Source organism: Arthrobacter sp. 9AX, from assembly GCF_902506095.1.
Classification (GTDB): domain Bacteria; phylum Actinomycetota; class Actinomycetes; order Actinomycetales; family Micrococcaceae; genus Arthrobacter.
The window spans coordinates 1,189,505-1,207,042 of the sequence record NZ_LR733293.1 but is presented as its reverse complement, the minus strand read 5'-3'; the positions used below and the strand labels follow the sequence as shown (position 1 = coordinate 1,207,042).

15 protein-coding genes and 2 pseudogenes are annotated in these 17,538 nt (G+C 63.0%); 5 read left to right on the top strand and 12 right to left on the bottom strand.

Going from position 1 to position 17,538, the window contains the following annotated elements:
- Positions 1 to 186: 186 nt before the first annotated feature.
- From BACI348_RS05570 to BACI348_RS05560, 3 genes are read left to right on the top strand one after another with little or no spacing between them, the layout of a single operon-like run.
- On the top strand, positions 187 to 777 hold the full coding sequence (locus BACI348_RS05570) for a molybdopterin-dependent oxidoreductase (RefSeq protein WP_159824316.1): 591 nt from the start codon (positions 187 to 189) through the stop codon (positions 775 to 777).
- Positions 778 to 787: 10 nt separating this feature from the next.
- The gene (locus BACI348_RS05565) at positions 788 to 1,525 is read left to right on the top strand and encodes a ferredoxin reductase (RefSeq protein ID WP_236557449.1); all 738 of its coding nucleotides are present in this window, start codon (positions 788 to 790) and stop codon (positions 1,523 to 1,525) included.
- On the top strand, positions 1,522 to 1,854 hold the full coding sequence (locus tag BACI348_RS05560; protein ID WP_236557447.1) for a DUF6510 family protein: 333 nt from the start codon (positions 1,522 to 1,524) through the stop codon (positions 1,852 to 1,854). The genes BACI348_RS05565 and BACI348_RS05560 overlap by 4 nt, the downstream gene beginning before the upstream one ends.
- A 96-nt stretch (positions 1,855 to 1,950) precedes the next feature.
- On the opposite strand, the gene BACI348_RS05555 is transcribed toward BACI348_RS05560, so the two are convergent.
- The 8 genes and pseudogenes from BACI348_RS05555 to BACI348_RS05520 all read right to left on the bottom strand — a co-directional run bounded on the left by BACI348_RS05555 (position 1,951) and on the right by BACI348_RS05520 (position 10,113).
- Complete coding sequence (locus BACI348_RS05555) at positions 1,951 to 2,211, bottom strand: muconolactone Delta-isomerase family protein (protein WP_328700006.1); 261 nt, start codon at positions 2,209 to 2,211, stop codon at positions 1,951 to 1,953.
- Between the two features lie 61 nt (positions 2,212 to 2,272).
- Positions 2,273 to 3,164 (bottom strand): annotated as a pseudogene (locus BACI348_RS05550) (enolase C-terminal domain-like protein); the annotation flags it as partial.
- Between the two features lie 73 nt (positions 3,165 to 3,237).
- A complete protein-coding gene (gene catA / locus BACI348_RS05545; protein WP_159824314.1) occupies positions 3,238 to 4,083 on the bottom strand; it encodes a catechol 1,2-dioxygenase in 846 nt (281 codons plus the stop codon).
- Positions 4,080 to 4,241: a hypothetical protein gene (locus tag BACI348_RS05540; RefSeq protein ID WP_159824313.1), complete on the bottom strand. Its 162-nt coding sequence runs from the start codon at positions 4,239 to 4,241 to the stop codon at positions 4,080 to 4,082. Before BACI348_RS05540 ends, catA begins: the two co-directional genes overlap by 4 nt.
- A gap of 54 nt (positions 4,242 to 4,295) precedes the next feature.
- Complete coding sequence (locus tag BACI348_RS05535) at positions 4,296 to 5,894, bottom strand: 4-hydroxyphenylacetate 3-hydroxylase family protein (RefSeq protein ID WP_159824312.1); 1,599 nt, start codon at positions 5,892 to 5,894, stop codon at positions 4,296 to 4,298.
- A 122-nt stretch (positions 5,895 to 6,016) separates the two neighbouring features.
- Positions 6,017 to 6,592, bottom strand: a complete 576-nt coding sequence (locus BACI348_RS05530) for a flavin reductase family protein (protein WP_159824311.1) — start codon at positions 6,590 to 6,592, stop codon at positions 6,017 to 6,019.
- Positions 6,593 to 6,705: 113 nt separating this feature from the next.
- The gene (locus tag BACI348_RS05525) at positions 6,706 to 7,563 is read right to left on the bottom strand and encodes an AraC family transcriptional regulator (protein ID WP_159824310.1); all 858 of its coding nucleotides are present in this window, start codon (positions 7,561 to 7,563) and stop codon (positions 6,706 to 6,708) included.
- Between the two features lie 333 nt (positions 7,564 to 7,896).
- Positions 7,897 to 10,113, bottom strand: a complete 2,217-nt coding sequence (locus BACI348_RS05520; protein WP_159824309.1) for a catalase — start codon at positions 10,111 to 10,113, stop codon at positions 7,897 to 7,899.
- An 840-nt stretch (positions 10,114 to 10,953) separates the two neighbouring features.
- Here BACI348_RS05520 and BACI348_RS05515 point away from each other — a divergent pair.
- A pseudogene (locus BACI348_RS05515) lies at positions 10,954 to 11,853 on the top strand (EAL domain-containing protein).
- 211 nt (positions 11,854 to 12,064) lie between these two features.
- Positions 12,065 to 13,120, top strand: a complete 1,056-nt coding sequence (locus BACI348_RS05510; RefSeq protein WP_236557443.1) for an AraC family transcriptional regulator — start codon at positions 12,065 to 12,067, stop codon at positions 13,118 to 13,120.
- 61 nt (positions 13,121 to 13,181) lie between these two features.
- Here the strand turns inward: BACI348_RS05510 and BACI348_RS05505 are convergent, their stop codons facing one another.
- The 4 genes from BACI348_RS05505 to BACI348_RS05490 form a co-directional block, all read right to left on the bottom strand.
- Positions 13,182 to 14,291, bottom strand: coding sequence for a hypothetical protein (locus tag BACI348_RS05505; protein ID WP_159824308.1), 1,110 nt, complete (start codon positions 14,289 to 14,291; stop codon positions 13,182 to 13,184).
- Between the two features lie 134 nt (positions 14,292 to 14,425).
- Positions 14,426 to 16,171, bottom strand: a complete 1,746-nt coding sequence (locus BACI348_RS05500) for an FAD-dependent oxidoreductase (protein WP_159824307.1) — start codon at positions 16,169 to 16,171, stop codon at positions 14,426 to 14,428.
- Positions 16,172 to 16,194: 23 nt separating this feature from the next.
- Positions 16,195 to 16,458 carry a UBP-type zinc finger domain-containing protein gene (locus BACI348_RS05495; RefSeq protein WP_159824306.1) on the bottom strand — a complete coding sequence of 88 codons (264 nt, stop codon included), beginning with the start codon at positions 16,456 to 16,458 and terminating at the stop codon, positions 16,195 to 16,197.
- 166 nt (positions 16,459 to 16,624) lie between these two features.
- Positions 16,625 to 17,197: an HdeD family acid-resistance protein gene (locus BACI348_RS05490; RefSeq protein WP_159824305.1), complete on the bottom strand. Its 573-nt coding sequence runs from the start codon at positions 17,195 to 17,197 to the stop codon at positions 16,625 to 16,627.
- Between the last annotated feature and the right edge of the window lie 341 nt (positions 17,198 to 17,538).

The following is a 17,538-nucleotide window of genomic DNA, read 5'->3' as shown; positions in this document are numbered from 1 at the left end:
GGAATCAACGTTCCCGTACCCTGCCTGGGCCGTATTTATTCATGAGGTTGTTTGCCACGGCACACACAGCGTTTCGACGGGCGCCCCGGCCGCGTCCCGTTGATATCTGGACCCCGTCCAGACGTTGTCTTATGGTTGGGGAATCACGTTTAGTGACCGGGTGAGGCTCCACTGCGGAGGTGCATCATGGGTTTGATTTCTTCCGGCTTCCGTGGACGCCGGTCGCAGAATCCCGCACTGCCTCCCGGGCAGCATGAAACGCAGGATTTTCCCGTCCTCACCGCTGGGCCTTCTCCGCTTATTCCCGTTGACGACTGGGAGTTCTTCATCGCCGCTGAGACCGGCGAACGGTTCTCTTGGTCCTGGAACGACTTCATGGCCTTGCCCCAGGAGCGAATCACCGCGGACATTCACTGTGTGACCAGTTGGTCAAAACTGGGAACAGTGTGGCGTGGAGTTTCATTGGACACGCTTTTCGAAAAAGTCGAAACCACCTGCGATTTCGCCACCGCCCATTCCTTCGGCGGGTACACAACCAACGTTCCTCTGTGGGACCTCCTGGGCGGCAAGGCCTGGGTGGCCTGGGAATACAACGGCAGACCCCTTGAACGCGCCCACGGGGGCCCGGCACGGCTTTTGGTGCCGCATCTGTATTTGTGGAAAAGCGCCAAATGGATTCACGGCCTGGAACTGACCGTGGAAGACGTTCCCGGTTTTTGGGAATCAAATGGCTACCATCTCCACGGCGATCCGTGGCGCGAGGAGCGGTACTCATGAGGCGCGCACCGTGAGCAGCCAATGGCGGATCGCAGAAGTGGTGGGCGGAGTTCCGGAAAATGCCACGGCCCGGACCATCAGGCTGCGCGTGGATGGATTGATGGGACACCTGGCAGGCCAGCACATCGACATCCGCCTCACCGCCGAGGACGGCTACACCGCCATCCGCTCCTACTCGGTGGCATCGGCAAGCATGGATGGGCATTTGGAAATTACCGTTGACGAGTTGCCCGACGGCGAAGTGTCGCCTTATCTGGTCCGGGACCTGGGCGTCGGGGATAGTCTGGAAATCCGCGGGCCGGTGGGTGGCTGGTTCGTTTGGCGGCCCCGGGATGGGAACCGGGTGCAGCTGATCGGCGGGGGATCCGGAGTGGTGCCCCTGATGTCGATGATCCGCGCCCACCAAGCGTCCACCAACGAGTCTCCTTTCAGGTTGCTCTACTCCCTCAAGTCACCCGAGACTTCGCTTTACCGGGACGAGTTGCGTCGGTTGGACCGGGAATCGGACAAGCTGATGGTGGACTATGTTTACACGCGCTCGACGCCGGCAGGCTGGCCTGCCCCGCCCGGGCGCCTTACCTCGGACACACTTCTGCAAAAGATCTTCCCGGCTGAGGAGAATCCGGATGTTTTCATCTGCGGCCAAACGGTTTTTGTCGAGACCGTTGCGGACTGGCTGGTGATGGCCGGCTACCCTGGGGAGTCGATAAGGACCGAGAGGTTCGGCGGGATGGGAGGCATCCAGTGAACGGCGCGGACGATTTCGCTGTCCCCGACTCTGACGACCAAGACCTTGCAGCGTCGCCCCATGATCCGATTCCGTCCCTGGACGGTAACGCAACGGCTGGCGCGTTGTCCGAAGTGTTCCGCATCGACATCATCGCGGCGCTCGGACGCTGCAGGCACTGCGGTTCAGTCAGGGCCTTTGGCGAGGCAATGGTGTTCGCCGATGCGCCCGGTATTGTGGTGCGCTGCCGCGGCTGCCAGGGCGTGCTGCTGAGGCTGGTGGAAACGCCAACCCGATATTGGTTGGATTTGAGCGGTCTCACCTACTTGGCGATCAACCGCGACGAGTAAGCCACAGGAACCCTCTCCGTCAGCTGAGTTATCGGGGCAACTCCTGCCCTGCATTTCCCAAACGCCTTGAGGCTTCGGACAGGCCGGCGTTCCAGGTCATTGAAGGGAGTTGGGATGTTTGGCCAGCGGCGTGACTTTGATCCCCATGTACGGGTACATGGGAAAGCCGCCGAGGATTTGGTGCAGTTCGTCGTTGGACCCGACGTTGAAGACTGAGTAGTTTGCGTACTCGCCTACTACCCGCCAGATGGCGGCCAGTCGACCGTCCTGCTGCAGGGTGTGGGAGTATTCCTGCTCGAGGCCCTGCAGGCGGGTAACCTCGTCCGGCTCGAGGTGCGGCGGGAAATGGACGTCCATGCGGGCAAGGAACAACATGTTTTTCTCTTTCGGTTGGGGGCTGGATGTACTTCCGGGACCGCTAGGTCAGGCGGTAGGCTGCCAGCTTGTCCTCGTCGATCTCGGCTCCAACTCCGGGTAGGTCGCGGAGCGATCGTTCCGTCGATGATGCGGATGGGGTCAGCCAGGAGATCGTCGGCCATGTCCAGGAAGTTGGACAGCTCCCCGGCACGCCGGCTTGTGGCCTCGTGGGAGGCGCCGAAGGTCACTGTGGCGAGCGATCCAATCTGGGTGTCGATCTGGTTGCCGATGGTCTCGTCTACTCCGAGTCCCGTGCACAGGCCCAGGATTTCGGTGGCCTCGGTGAAGCCGGACCGTGCGGTTTTCATGCAGACGGCGTTGCATCCCCCGGAGAGGAGCTCGCGGGAGACGTCCCCGGCTGTAGGGACGGATTCGTCGCCGACCACCGGGATCGGTGACTTTTCGACCAGGCGGCGGCGGCCCAGGGCTTCCTTGGCGTCGCACGGCTCCTCGAGCAGGCTCAGGCCGAGATCCTCGGTGCAACGGAGTACTTCCAGGGCTTCGTTCGCCGTCCATCCGCGGTTCGCGTCCAGGTAGATCTCGACGTCGTCGCCCAGCCCCTCGCGCAGGACGCGGCACGCTTCCACGTCCAGTGACAATGGCCTGCGGCCAACCTTCAGCTTGAACGTGGTGATGCCGTAGTGCCCCCGGTAGCGCCGCGCTTCGGCGAGCAGCTCGTGCGCGGGCCGGAAACCGAGCATGTGGCTCACCCGCATACGGTCCGTGTAACCGCCGAGCAGCTTGTGCACCGGGGTGCCGAGGGTTTTGCCGATGGCATCCCACACCGCGATGTCGACGGCGCCCTTCGCCACCTGATTGTGGATAGTCCGCCGCAGTACGGCGTGAATCCTCTCCCGGTCCATGACTTCAGTGCCAGCCAACTGCGGGGCGAAGGGGCGACCCGCTGCTGGTGCCTGTGCCCCAGCAGCGGGTCGCGTGGGATTGCGTTGCCGGTCCCGGCGTCCTTTATGCGGGATCGAGAACGAAGTCGTAGGAGACTTCACGGCCCGCCCCGTCGGCACGTGGAGTGGGGTCGAGTATCAGTTCGGGCTTCACGGCTGAGGCGATGTCATCGCCCACGTGTGAGTCGCCCTTGAAGTAGAGCTGCGAGGTGATCAGGTGATAGCCGGGCGCCGAGATCTTCAGGTGCAGGTGGGCGGGCCGCCAGGCATGCCAGCCGGCCGCAGCGATTAGCTTTCCGCAGGAGCCATCGGTCGGGATCTGGTAAGGGGCGGGTTGCATGGTGTTGATTTCGTAGCGGCCGTCTGCGTCCGCGATGACCGTAGCCCGCAGGTTCCACTCGGGCAGGCCGGGGGCGAACTGGGAGTAGAACCCCTCGTCGTCGGCGTGCCAGATTTCCACTGAGGCCCCGGGCAGCTTTTCGCCTGCGAGGTTGGTGATGTTGCCCTGGAAGAGCAGCGGGGTACCCTGCTCGTTGTCGCGCATCGGCAGGGTGGCCGGCGAGTCGAGCTGCGGGGAGTCGGGCACATAGTACGGACCTTCAATGGATCCCTTGGTGCCTTCCCGGTACTCGTTGGCGACCTGCTCCACTGAGTGCTCCACCCAGACGTCGAGGAACAGTGGCCATTCGCCGTCCTCGCCGACCTGAATGAGCCACGCCTTCAGGGCGTTGTACTCGTCGTACGTGACCTTCTCTTCGAGCACAGTGTCGTTAATGGCCTTGATCAGCCGTGAGGCCAGCTGGCTCACCCGCTCCTGGCTGGACGACGCGGCGGCCTTCTTGTTCTCGCGGAAGCGCTCGGTGGCGTTCGCCCCCGAAGCGGCAGCGGTGGCTTGGAATTCGATGGTCATTGCATCTCCTGTTTTGTTGATGGTTTGTTTTGGGTTTCTTCCATGAGGACTTCCGGGTCGTAGCACCAACCGCTCCAGGCCATATGCACCAGTGTGGTTTCGCCGGCGGGAGGGGACGGGGGACCGGAATGCCGAAATTCGGTTTGATCGTCAAACATGGTTCCTCCTGGGAATCCTTTGGGTTGCCCGTGGCGGGCGACTCAGCGGACCGACTAGTGGCGCTTGAGGAAGAGGCTGACGTCGTCGTTGTTGATGAGGTCCGGAACGGTCCAACCGTCCAGGTCGTATTCACTCATGCACTGGTCCGCAAAGCCGGTCATCATGGTTGTGGTGCCTTGAGCCTGGGCGGCGAAGAGCAGTTCGGCCTTCACGTTTTCGTGGTTGCCGGAGTAGTTTCGCTCGTAGAGTTCGTGGCGGCCGCCGAATTCGGTGCCGATGGCGTCCCAGAGCAGCTTCATCAACTTGACCCGGTCCACAGCCTGGATGCCACCGGAGCCACGGACGTACTTGTCCAGGTAAGGGCGGATTTCCGGGGTCTTGAAGTCCAGCGCAGAGGAGTTGAGATAGATCAGTCCCGAGGCGACGTCCTGTTCAATGATTTCCTTAATCCGCGGGTAGCCGGTGGCCATGAACATCCGGTACGCGAGCCCGTAGTCGAGCTTCGGCAGGACGGTGCCGTCGGGGCCGGCATCCGGGTTGAGTGCCATGGCATCGGCGAGGGCGTAGAACATGTTTCGCCAGCCGATGACTTCTCCGGCCCGCGCTTGGACGCCGCGGAAGTCCTTGGTTCCGGCGATTTCGAGGGCCTTGAGAAGTAGGCCGGCGATGAAGTCGAGCTTGACGGCCAGCCGAATGACTCCCTGGAAGGTGAAGCGGTTGAGGAAACCGGTCTGCGGGAAGAAATTGTTGATCTTCTCGATGTCCCCGTAGGCGAAGACGTTTTCCCACGGGATCAGGACCTTGTCGAACACGAAGACTGAGTCGTTCTCGTCCAGTCGGCTTGAGAGCGGGTAGTCGAACGGGGTACCCATCACGGCGGCCTGGTGGGAGTAAGAGGCCCGGGAGATCAGCTTCACGCCGGGTGCGTCCATGGGCACTGTGCAGATCAGGGCGAATTCCTTCTTCTTGATCGGCAGGCCGTAGTGGGCGATGAAGTTGTACTGGGTGATGGCCGAGCCTGTGGCGACAACCTTCGCGCCGGAGACAACCAGCCCGGCGTCGGTCTCCTTCTCGACTTTCATGAACACGTCGCCGACCTGGTCGGGCGGGAGATGCCGGTCGACCGGCGGGTTGATAATGGCGTGGTTCCAGTAAAGGACCTTTTCCTGGGATTCGTTGTACCAGCGGATCGCGTTGTCCTTGAACGGCTCGTAGAAGTCCGGCATCCCACCCAAGGTGCCGAGGAAAGCCCCCTTGTAGTCGGGGGAGCGGCCCATCCAGCCGTAGGACATCCGCGCCCAGGTTTCGATCGCTGTGCGTGAGGCCTTCAGGTCCTCGACGCTGCGGGCAGCCTTAAAGAACGGGTGGGTCTGGCCGTCGGAGCCGGTGTCGGTGGGGACCAGGAGCTTTGACGCGGTGTCCGGGTTGTGGAAGCCGTCGTAGAGTCGGGCCGCCATACGCACGGAGTTACGGAAGGCCGGGTGTGTGGTGACGTCCTTGACCCGTTCACCGTAAATCCAAACTTCACGGTCATCGCGCAGGGACTCAATGTATTCGTCTCCGGTTTGTGGCTTCAGCGGATTCGCAGGTGCTGTCCGGGCAGACATGTCTGGCAAAGTTGCCGTTTCGGGGGTTTCGATGGTCTCGGTCATGGCCGGTTCCTTTCAGTGGTTCGTCGGCGTCGTCGCCGTACGGGCGGAGGGTAAAACGGATGAGTGGAAATGAAACGGAGGGCACGGGCGCGACGCCGGCAGGGTGTGGCGCTGTGCGGGGGCTACACCGCGGCGGAGAGGCGGCCGAAGGCAGCGGCCCCGGTGATCCAGCCGGCCTCGTGGCCGTCGCCGCACTGCTCCCACGGCGTGCCGTCGACGAGGCGGCCCAAGTGGTGAAACTTGCCGCCGAAAAATATCAGGGGATCGAGGGGGGTGATCTCGAGGTGCTCGACCTCGCCGACGACAATCAGGTGGTCACCGCCGTCGTAAATGCGCCACGGCCGGCATTCGAGGGTGGCCGCGTTGCCTGCCAGCACGGGAACGCCCGTAGCGCTCCGGCCCCAAGCGGGGCCGCCTTTCATCGGCTTGCCGGCGAAGTGCAGGCAAGTGCCAAGCTGTCCCATGGACATCACATTGATGGCGAAGGGTCGATCCTTCACGAAGGTGGCGAGCTTCGAACTGCGCATCAGCGTGACTTGGGCCAGCGGCGGGTCCAGCGACACCGACGTGAACGCGCTCACAGTCGCACCATGCGCCTGGCCGTCACCCGACGTCGTGGTCACTACCGTGACGCCCGTCCCGAACCGGCCGAACGCGTGGCGCAGGTCCCGCGGATCGATCATGGATGTTGCAGACATCGTGTACTCCTGGAAGCTGTTGGGCGTGTTGTTCCCCTTCAGCGTGGCGCACACCACGGGACCATGGGTGTCGCGGATCACATGAGGTCGGGTGGGTGTAAAAAGATGTCCGGTCAGTGCAAAACGAGCCGCTCAGCGGGTTGGGCGAGGGCGGCCCGGCGTTCCGTCGAGGGTGTGACGCCGTAGCGCGTTTTGTAAGCGCGCGCGAAGTAAGCCTGCGATGCGTACCCGCAACGGCGGGCAACCGCCGCTATGGGCGACTGAGCCTCGGTCCGGTCCGTCAGCAGGCGCCGGGCGAGCTCGAGCCGGAGCTCGAGGATGTAGGCACTCGGCGGGCTGCCCGTTTCGTTGAAGAGGCGGGCCAGGTGCCTTTCGCTGATGCCGACGGCGGAGGCCACTTTTGCCACATTGAGTTCGATATCGCCCAGATGCTCGGTGATGTAGCAGCGGGCGGCGGCGAGGTGGGAGGCGCCGGTGCCGCTGCGGTCGCCCACCAGTATCGCGGACAGCAGCTCGAACGCCGCGGCCTCGGTGCTCTCTGCGTCCCCCGAGCGGGACAGCGCATCAGACACCAGCCGGGCCAGGGTGAAGGCGCGCCGGCTGTCCGGTTGCTCCTGCCGGAAGTCAAAGACGATCGGCTTGGCCAGAGCGCGGCCGCCGGTGATTTCGAGGTAGTCCTCATGCGGGACAGTCATCACCATTTCCCGCAGCCCGCTGCTGAAGCCACGCATGAAGGGCCGGTCAACGTCATAGATAACCGCTTGGCCGGGCTTGAGCGCTTCGAAGCCACCTTGGTGATAGAAGAACGCTTCGCCTTCAAGGGCGAAGAACACGGCTACGGAATTCATCGGGTGGCGCCGGATGAACGCCTCGGTTCGCTCCACCACTTGGGCGCTGCCCCTGACGGAGGCTAACTTCAGGGAGGGGAAATGGAGGTTGATTTCGGCCGCCTGCAGCGGTTGTTCATCCATGGTGTGAATGTCGAGCGGGATAAGCGCCTTCGCGTTGTGGTGCTCCCACAGATGCACGCGGTTACCGAGGGGATGCCGTCGGTGGAGAAGCGCAGCGCCTTCGCCGCGCGGGACTGCCCGGAAGTCATGAAACGGTAGTGTAATCCGAATCACAGAAGGTGCGTTAGTTTGGGCTGAAACCGGAGGCACGCCAAACCGGCCCGGACCCACCCCATCGGCCGCCGAGGCCCAACGTTCCGGCAGCCGGGACGGCTGATGAAACGTGGTGCGTTGGCCGAGCCGATGGGGGAGGGCTTCATCCCGGTTGCCCGCTCCGCAGCTGCCGGCGGGCCCTTAGGCCGATGCCGCCGGGAACCGTTCCCACACCCGGTGGGCCGCCATCAGGCCGGTCAATTCCTTTACCAGGGCCCCGACGTCGTTCCCGGAAACAATCCCGGGCGCATCCTGCGGGATGCCGGCCGCTGTCAAAGCCGGTGCGGCGCTGTCCAGGGACGCAATCGCCTTTGCGTGCCTGAACGCCTCAGTCAGCAGCAGCACACCGCGCGGATCCAACGCACCCCCGGGGGCGCCGGCCTTGGCGTCGAGCCCGGGCGCGGCGTCCGGAGCCGGAGCGGCGGCCGCCGCAATGATGACGGCGTCAAACTCTGTTGAGCGGGCGGTGAGGTAGGTACGCTGCACGGGGACCCCGCCGTCGTCCTCTGATCCCAGGAATCCGGCTGCCGGAGCGATAACCAGCGGGACTATGCCTTCGGCGTCCAAGGCCTGGCGTGCCGCGTTCACGGCAGCAAGGTCGCTGCCCTCATCGGCCAGAATTCCAACGATCCGGCCGGCGACAGGCCAGGTTTTTCCCAGCTGCGACAGGGCAGGGCTGGGGTCCGAGTCCGGCACTTCTTCTGTCGCCGCCGGGACGGGCAGGCCAAGGCCCTTGGCTACTGCGGCGCACAAATCGGCGTCCACATTGGCGAGGGCCGCGAGCTGCCGTTCGCGGATGGACTTTTCGTAGCACTTGCCCAGCTCGAACGTGTAGGCCTGAATCACGTGGTCCTGTTCCACGGGGCTCAGGCTGCGGAAGAAGAGGCGCGCCTGGCTGTAGTGGTCGTCAAAGGACGCCGGGTTTCTGCGCTCCTTGATGGAGGCGGCCAGTTCCTCCGGGACATCAATGAATGCCCCGATATCCTGTCCGGCGAGGAATGGGCAGCCGCCGTCGAGGGAGTTGGGCTGGTAGGGAGCCACTCCAGCGTGGACGGCCTGCTGGTGCATCCCGTCCCGCAGCATGTCGTTGACCGGGGCCTGCGGTCGGTTGATGGGGATCTGGCCGAAGTTGGGGCCACCCAGCCGGGATATCTGGGTGTCCAGGTACGAAAAGAGCCGTACCTGGAGAAGGGGATCGTTGGTGACGTCGATCCCGGGGACCAGGTGGCCCGGGTGGAATGCCACCTGTTCGGTTTCTGCGAAGAAGTTGGTGGGATTGGCGTTGAGGGTCATGACGCCGATGGGCTGTACCGGGGCCAGTTCCTCCGGCACGAACTTGGTGGGATCGAGCAGGTCGATGCCTTCAAACATCTGGTCCTCGGTGTCCGGGAAGGTCTGTACCCCGAGCTCCCACTCCGGGTAGGCGCCAGCCTCGATGGCATCTGCGAGGTCCCTGCGGTGGAAGTCCGGATCCATGCCATTGATGATCTGCGCTTCTTCCCACACCAGCGAGTGGACGCCCTGCTTTGGCTTCCAGTGGAACTTCACCAAAGTGGTGCGGCCTTCCGCGTTGACGAACCGGAAGGTGTGCACGCCGAAACCTTCCATGGTCCGGTAGGAACGCGGGATACCCCTGTCGGACATGTTCCACATGGTGTGCGCCTGAGCCTCCGTGTGGAGAGAGACGAAGTCCCAAAATGTGTCGTGGGCGCTCTGCGCCTGGGGAATCTCCCGGTCCGGATGGGGCTTGGCCGCGTGCACGATGTCCGGGAACTTGATGCCGTCCTGAACGAAGAAGACAGGGATGTTGTTGCCCACGAGGTCATAGGTGCCTTCGTCGGTATAGAACTTCGTGGAGAACCCGCGGGTATCACGAACAGTATCGGCAGAGCCACGGGACCCCAGTACGGTGGAAAAGCGGACGAAGACCGGGGTCTCAACGTCTTTTGCCAGGAACCCTGCGCGGGTGATGTTGGCGGCCGTGCCGTAGGAGCGGAACACTCCGTGGGCTCCGGCGCCCCGGGCGTGGACTACGCGCTCGGGAATGCGCTCGTGGTCAAAGTGCGTGATCTTTTCCCGCAGGTGGTGATCCTGTAGCAGGATGGGTCCGCGCGAACCGGCCTTCAGGGAGTGGTCAGTATCGCGAAGGCGAAGCCCTTGGGCAGTGGTCAGATACTGGCCGGACTGGGCGCGCGACGTGGCCGGTGCCCCTGTTGGACTTCCAGTGGGGGAGACCGCCTCCGGTCCTTGCTGGTCCGGCTTGGGCGGGAGAGGCTCCCGTGGGGTGGTGGGTTCTTCCAGGCTGGCAGGTTCGCTTGCCGGGACGCCAGGGATGTTGATGCTGCGCTTTTCTGACACGGATATTTCTCCTCAGGGTGGGCAAAACTAGCAATCCTCGGCCAATGACCGAAAATGCTAAGCGTGCTTAGCATTAGTTGCACCCTAGGCAAGGTTTTTCAAGTGCACAAATTTTGCCCGCGATCTGGACTTCCTGCCCATCGGCAACCGTGCTTACTGCATGGCCGGTTTTCGGGACTGCTGATGGAAGTTGCCCGGACAACGTTGGCTGAATCCGCCCTCATGCACGGAGAGGCACACCCGCCATCACAGACTGCACGGACTGAAACCTGCACCAAGCCGACGGATCATCATCCGCCATAGGGTTTTGCAATGTCGATCTTCAGAGCCACCAACGGAGCGAAGGGGCTGTTGTTTTTCCGCTCCTTGGAGAGCCCGGCAGGTACGCTTGTCGGCTCGACCCATGCGGGCAAGTCTGACTGCACCAACGCTCCGTCTTGAATAGATCCGGGTTGGAACGCTGATGTGGACCAATCACAGTCACCAGACCGAAGAACCTATCCGGAGGCATAGGCTTGGTTCAACCCGTAACCCTTCTCATCCGCCCGGGCCTCTGTGGTTGTCGCCGGCCGGCCGGTGGCTGTTGGTTCTCGTGGGCGCCGAAACAGGAATCACGCTGGCCACCCTCACCTGCATCTGGTGTTCCGCTGCGGGCCCCAGCGGCGGCCCCGGATTTATCCCCGCTCTAGCCGGAGTGTTGTTGCTGCCTTTGGTCCTGCGCGCAGCCTGGAGTCTGGGGCACCAACACCCACAACCACCGGGCTAAGGCTACGGAGGCAGCCCAGCTCATGGGTACGGTGCTGAGCAACTGCCGATAAACCGGAAGCTGCCTGGACGGACGTGGTCACCCTTCGCCACCGCGACGGCACCGCCGTTCAGGTCGAAATCTGCGTCAGAGGGCGCAGGGACGGAACCGGGCGTTTGGGGTATACGGGGAGCTGCCGGCTTTTGGACCGCGGAACGGTTGAAAGCCTTGCCGCTGAAAAAGTCAGGGCGCGTGCGCGAGCCCTGCTGACCGGCCGGACAATATTAACGGCGTTCCAGCCGATCCGCCGCCTGGACACCGGGAGTGTCATAGGCGTTGAAGCATTGACACGCTTCGCCGGTCAGCTGAGCCAATCGCCCGAAGCGTGGTTCGCCGACGCCGCCTCGGTCGGATGTGGTGCGGAGCTCGAGTTCCTGGCGATGGAGATGGCGCTCGATGCCGCGGCACGGCTGCCAACCCATCTGTACGTTTCGGTGTATCTTTCACCCCAGGCATTCCTTGATCCCCGTCTGAACGACATTCTGCAGAAGTCCCGGGTGCAGGCAGGGCGAGTTGTGCTGGAACTGACCGAACGCACCGTCGTGGACGACTACGAGCAATTCACGGCTGCCTTGGCGCGGCCGCGGGACAGCGGCTTATGAATCGCCGTCGATGACGCCGGCGCAGGGTTTGCTTCCATGCGGCACATCCTCCAGCTCAAGCCCGAGCTGATCAAACTTGATCGGTGTATCGTCGCTGGAATCGACACCAACCGTGGCCAGAGAACCCTGGGAGCGGCAATGGTCACCTTTGCCACCGGGATCGGAGCAGCCCTGATTGCCGAAGGAATCGAGACCGACAAGGAACTGGACACAGTCACCGAACTTGGCATGGACGCCGGGCAAGGCTACCTGCTGGGCCGTCCCTCAGAGCGCCCCGAGGAATGGATGCAATGGCAGGACCGCACTTCCTCGATGGGTGATCCAAGCCCGTAGGGCTGGCGCTGGGGGTGCTTGATTGGTCAGGCTTTTCTCTTTTGTTTCGTGGGCCGTCCGCTCCGGGTGGGTTGGTGATGCCCGCCACTGCTGCCGGGGCGTTCCGCGCCGAGGGCCTAAACTTGGATGTCGTAAGCGCACCGTGCCTCCTTCGGCCGCATTGATGCTCCATTTGAATCTCGGTTGTTGAACAGCCAAAGGGGCCCGCCTCATGACGTATATGCCCGCGACCAGCGCAGACGCTTCCGGCCCGGACACATCGGGCTCGGGGCTGGATGGAATCAGACACTACAGTGTTCCGGCGGGGCTGAACCTGGAGGAAAAATTTGAGCACTGGCGGTGCTGGTACGGCAGCGCGATTGACACTCCGGCACGGCTGGAAAAGACCGAGCAATTGGTGCGTCCCAGGTTCGATCCAACCGCTTTAAGCCTGGAAGGTCCTGGCTTCAGCCTCGTTGAGGTCAACAATGAACCGGCCAGCTGCCAATGGAGTGCGCCTGCCCGTTCCCAGAACTGGTTGCTGTACTTCCGGAGTTCGTGCCCCGGGTTCAGCTTCTCGGGCCGATCCGAAGAAATTTCCGCCGGAACGGTCAGGTTCCTTGACCACTCGTCCCCGGGCAGTTTCTATGCTCCGGACGGTTTAAGCGCGGTGAGGATGCAATTCGACGGGCAGCTGTTGGGCTTGGACGGCAAGTCGATGAAACGGCTGCAGGGGCTGGGTGACATTCGGGAAAATTCTTTGGTGCGCGGATTGATTCTTCCCGCGTTGTCCAGCTGGCAGCGGGCGGACTTAGGCCAGGAGATACCGCGCCTCCGGCCGGTTTTCCGGTCCATGATGACAGCCCTGGTTGGTTCACTGCTGGAAGCGCCGGTTGATGGTGCGGATGTGAAGCTGGCGCGTATCGCAGCGATCAAGAAATTCGTCTGCAGGAACTACAGGAACCCGGCCCTTGATGTCAATGAAGTTGTCGCGTACTCGTTCCTTTCACGCCGGGCGCTCTACTACCTCTTTGAACACGAGGGCCTCCAGGTAAACGGATACATCCGCGCGCTCAGAACCTTGGAGGCCCTGGAACTCCTCTCCGGCCAGGATTCGTGGAAGCGATCCCTTGCGGGCATAGCCCAGGCCAGTGGATTCACGAATCTCCAGGCCATGCGCCGCGCGGTCAAAGAATCAACCGGACTCTCCCTCAGCGACGTCCAAGAGAACCCGGAACTCTCACAGCGCCACGCCGCCGAGCTCAGAAAGCTGCTCACCGGACCATAAGGTCCACAGGGCTTGCGGACCTACCACTGCCGCCCCAATTCTCCCGCTGGGAAAGGCCGCATCATTCGTCGGGCTCCACAGACTGGCGACGATGGCGCTCCCGCTGGCCGTACGCCGCTCGAAGGATGTCGTCCTTTGACTCGAATCCGGAACCCAACGCTCCACCGATGAGCGTCGCCGACGTCGTCATCCATGCGATTTCCACGAAGTCCCAAACAGCCACGGGATGTTGAAGGGTCAACGCCAACAGACCGTCGTCGATAGTGAACACCGCAGCCAACAGCACGGCCAGGAACAGCAGGACGTAGCTGATCACCACGCCTATCGTCAACGACCACACCGTGGAAACGTTATACAAGGAAGCTTTGTATCGTTCGAGGGCGTTGTCGCGCCGGGGGCTTTCCCAGAGATCGTGTTGGGTAATGATCCAGAACACCATCGAACTGATTGAAAGGACCGTCAGTAACATCAGCCTCGGGGCCCCCAGCAAATCTGCGAGCTGCCAGATAGTGTTCGTGACGAGTGCAAAGGCGCCAGTCGCGATCGCTGCCGCCATTGCGTTCCTCAATCCGAAGACCAGGCGCCAGGGACGGTTCGCCCGCAGCATGCCCGCCAACAGCCGCCCGCGGCCGAGGCGGGTTGCTGAGACGTAGCGGAACCCGATCGGCCCGTCATCAAGAACAGCGGTCTCGATATGCCGTGACCGGTGCAGCGAGGGTGGACCGAATTCCCCGGCGTCGTCCTCGGGATCGGAGCGGCGGTGCATCGCCCAGCCGAGGTCGGCGACGGCAGAGCGGACCCGGCGGTCAATGTTGACGGCGCCGAGCGCGGGCAAAGAAACCAGGGAGATCGGCTCCCCGAGCGCGACTTCCGCGACCACAGTCCGGCCCTCAAGACGAATCGGAAGATCGGTCAGGCAGACCATGACGTCCCATGCACTGCGGATCCGGTGCTTCACCAAGGAGTCCAACATTGGCGTCAACCCATTGCCGGCCGTAAAGTCCCGGTACTCGATGGCGACGGACCAGTTGTGGCGCTCATCGGCAAGGTTGAGCAAGTGGCCCACTTCGCGGCCGTTACGCTCGGCAAACTCGGCGGTGACCTCCGGTTCGGCGAGCACGCCCAGCGTACGGGCAGTTGTACGGTTCGCATCGCCCGAACTTTCCGGCACGCCTGGCCTCCTAGCGTTTCAGCGCCTCAACGCAGGGTGGTTCAATGCATGGTTCGACTCTTTCTGCCGTACTGTCGCAGGTGCCGCCACCGCCCTGTTGAGGATTTCCTCGGTCACATGTTGATCAGACATATTCATTCCCGTCTCTCGCTCGAACGCGCACCGGCCGGTCCATCCCGAAGGAGGCGCAGGTGTTCGTGGATCATGGCTACTGCCGTTGAGCCTTCGCCGGCGGCAGCTGTTACGCGTTTCACTGACCCATGCCGAACGTCTCCGGCCGCGAACATACCTGCGACGCTGGTTTCCAGGGGCAGCCGCCTGCGCCCCAGATGGTCGAACTGGGGAGGAAGGTCTTCGAGATCAGCCCCGGTGAGAATAAAACCGTGGTCATCCAGAGCGAGGGTGTCCTGCAGCCATTCTGTGTGCGGCTTTGCCCCGATGAAAATGAAGAGGTATCGGGAGTCGAAGGTACGTTTTTCGCCGGTGGCTCGCAGATCGACGACGATCCGTTCAAGGGCGCCTGAACCGGCTACGCCCACGATGCTGGCCCCCAGCAGCACCTCTATGCCCCGCTGGTCTTCGATCCGATCCGCGAGGTACCCCGACATGTCCGCGCGGAGGTCTTCCCCGCGCACCACCAGCCGCACGGGTGTTCCCCTCTCAGCCAGGAAAAGAGCCGCTTGGCCCGCGGAATTTCCGCCACCGACGACGGCCACCGGCTGTGATCCGCAGAGCCTGGCCTCATGGACAGTGGCAGCGTAGAAGACGCTGATCCCCTCAAATTCCTCCAGCCCGGGGACCGGCAGGCGCCGGTAGCGAACCCCGGTTGCGAGCAGCGCGGCCCGCGAGGAGGCGGGGCCGCTCCCGTCGAACTCGGCGCGGAACTCACCGTCCCTCAAAGCGATGGAGTTTGCCCGGCAGGCGACGTTGACCTGGACTCTGAACTTCCGCGCCTGGAGGATCGCTCTTTCAGTGAGTTCCCCACCGGAGATTCCAGAGGGAAAGCCGAGAAAGTTCTCGATTCGTGGTGACGTGCCGGCCTGCCCGCCGATCGCACGGTCCTCCTTGAGGACGACCGACAATCCATCGGACGCCGCGTACACGGCGGCCGCCAGGCCAGCCGGGCCGGCCCCGATCACCATGAGATCGTACGAGGCAGAATGCTCTTTCACCCCCCGCAGGCCCAAGGCAAGGGCCAGATCCGCGTTGGTCGGGTTTTTGAGGACATGCGAAGCGTCCAGCACCACTGCGGGCAGGTCACTGGTGAGGATCCCTGCCCGGTCCAGGATTGCCTGTGCCTGCTCGTCCTCCTCCAGATCGACCAGTCGGTGAGGCAGGCGGTTGGCGGCTGCAAATTCCAGGAGCCGGAGCGTGTCACGGCTGAAACGGGACCCGACGATGCGGATCCCCGCGCCCGCGCTGATCAGGAGGATCCGGCGCTGAAGATATGCCCGCATGATGGTCTCACCCACCGCGGCGTCCGTTAGAACCACACGGCGCAGATCGTCCCCGTCGATTTGGAGCACTTCGCCCGCCTCGGCGACCACGGTGCTGACAAAGGCCGGTTGCCCCTCGACGAGGCCCAGTTCCCCGAGGAAACGGCCGGGACCATGAACTTCGAGGATCCGTGTGTCGCGGCCCAGCTCAGCGGGTTGTCCGTCGCCGGCAGTGTTCAGCCCCTCCACGACCAGTACCTTGCCCTGCAGGATGACAAAGAAGTCAGCGTCGAAGTCTCCCTCATGTATGAGGACTTCTCCGGCGGAGGCAGCACGCCGTGTGCCGGTGCGGCCCAACAATTCGATCTGGGCCTGGCTGAGCCGTGGATAGGCGCCGGACATATCCGGCGTTTCGATCAGCGTCGAGTCTGCGGCAGGTTCCATCGGCTGCTTCCACCCACCGCGCCCTAGACGAATGCCTCATGCGGATAGCACCAGCGCCAGTCCTCGCCGGGCTCCAGGGAACGGACAATTGGATGCAACTCGGTGGCGTGGGCCCGGGCGTGCCGCATGGGTGAGGCATCACAACACCCCACATGGCCGCACGTGAGACACAAGCGCAGATGAACCCAGGCCGTACCCAAAATCAGGCACTCCTCGCAGCCCTGCGGTGTGCGCACCCGAACGGGATGAGTCCGCGCGAGATGCGGATCAGTAATTCCAGGAAACATGTTGGCTCCTACGTCGGACCGGCCGTGAGACCGGCACCGGGACAGCTCGCATTAAGCGGGGCGTTGGCAGTGAGCGGCGGTCTTCGCACCACCGGACAAGCGGGGGAAGTGCAGGCCGCTCGCGCAAGCGCGCGGCCCGGCAGTGAAACTGGACGCGGGAAGTCTTTTAGCCCACAGCGAGCCTTCCATTAGGGTTTTCACCCCTCCTGCGCAGGTCAATTCCGGTGGCAATCAGCAGTATTCCGAACAGAATCGCGAAGGACGCAAGCAGCCCCAGGAGACCAAGTATGCCCGGGCCGGGAAGAATGACCAGGAAAAGCCCGAAGAGAGTGGTGACGATACCTGTGATCAACCAAAGCCACCATTGTTCGTCGGTCTTTTTGACGTCGAAGGCCAGCGCTGTCTGGGAGACACCGAGAATGACCGCCCACACGCCGATGACGAGCGCCAGCGAAAGGGCGGTGATGCCCGGCCAGAGGAACGCGGCGAGACCCGCGAGCACGGAGATCACCCCACCCACTATTTGCCAGGCGGACCGGCGCCCCTTGCGCCTGACATAGTGCACGATGTTCGTGACGCCGTCAAAAATGGCGTAAATTCCGAAGAGGATCACCAGTGCGAGTAGCGAGACACCGGGCCAGACGACAACCAAAATGCCAAATAGGACGGCCGCGACGCCCCGGATAATCAACGTGCTTCCTGATCCCTTAACCAATTGCTGAGCTAATGCGTCAGACATAGTCAGACCTCGTTTCTGGAAATGCGTTATTCGTGATCTTGATGGTCGGGCTGCACATGAACAGGGCTATTCCTTCCCTGTGCTCCCCAAAGTGGTTTTCACTGAATTTGTGTCCTGCCCGCGCTGAAATTCGACGGCGGACTGATCTCCGAACTGCTGTTGACTACGGCTCCCGCCCCTGTGGAACTCCAAGCCCCCAGGCTGGCGGGTTGTGATGGGGGCGTTGGAGGCGAACCTGTGCACGATGACCCGAGCATGGGCAACGCCGCGCCGAGAACGGCGGTGCACGCCCGCCCTGGCGCCGTTCCCGCGCCGGCCGCTGGCTTATTTGTACTCATTGG

Coding starts and splice junctions, on each gene's coding strand:
- BACI348_RS05555 (WP_328700006.1), bottom strand. CDS start 2,211: ATGGACGTCCATTTCCCGCCGCACCTCGAGCCGGACGAGGTTACCCGC.
- BACI348_RS05540 (WP_159824313.1), bottom strand. CDS start 4,241: ATGTTTGACGATCAAACCGAATTTCGGCATTCCGGTCCCCCGTCCCCT.
- catA (WP_159824314.1), bottom strand. CDS start 4,083: ATGACCATCGAATTCCAAGCCACCGCTGCCGCTTCGGGGGCGAACGCC.
- BACI348_RS05525 (WP_159824310.1), bottom strand. CDS start 7,563: ATGGATGAACAACCGCTGCAGGCGGCCGAAATCAACCTCCATTTCCCC.
- BACI348_RS05530 (WP_159824311.1), bottom strand. CDS start 6,592: ATGTCTGCAACATCCATGATCGATCCGCGGGACCTGCGCCACGCGTTC.
- BACI348_RS05500 (WP_159824307.1), bottom strand. CDS start 16,171: ATGGAACCTGCCGCAGACTCGACGCTGATCGAAACGCCGGATATGTCC.
- BACI348_RS05510 (WP_236557443.1), top strand. CDS start 12,065: ATGACGTATATGCCCGCGACCAGCGCAGACGCTTCCGGCCCGGACACA.
- BACI348_RS05570 (WP_159824316.1), top strand. CDS start 187: ATGGGTTTGATTTCTTCCGGCTTCCGTGGACGCCGGTCGCAGAATCCC.
- BACI348_RS05535 (WP_159824312.1), bottom strand. CDS start 5,894: ATGACCGAGACCATCGAAACCCCCGAAACGGCAACTTTGCCAGACATG.
- BACI348_RS05495 (WP_159824306.1), bottom strand. CDS start 16,458: ATGTTTCCTGGAATTACTGATCCGCATCTCGCGCGGACTCATCCCGTT.
- BACI348_RS05490 (WP_159824305.1), bottom strand. CDS start 17,197: ATGTCTGACGCATTAGCTCAGCAATTGGTTAAGGGATCAGGAAGCACG.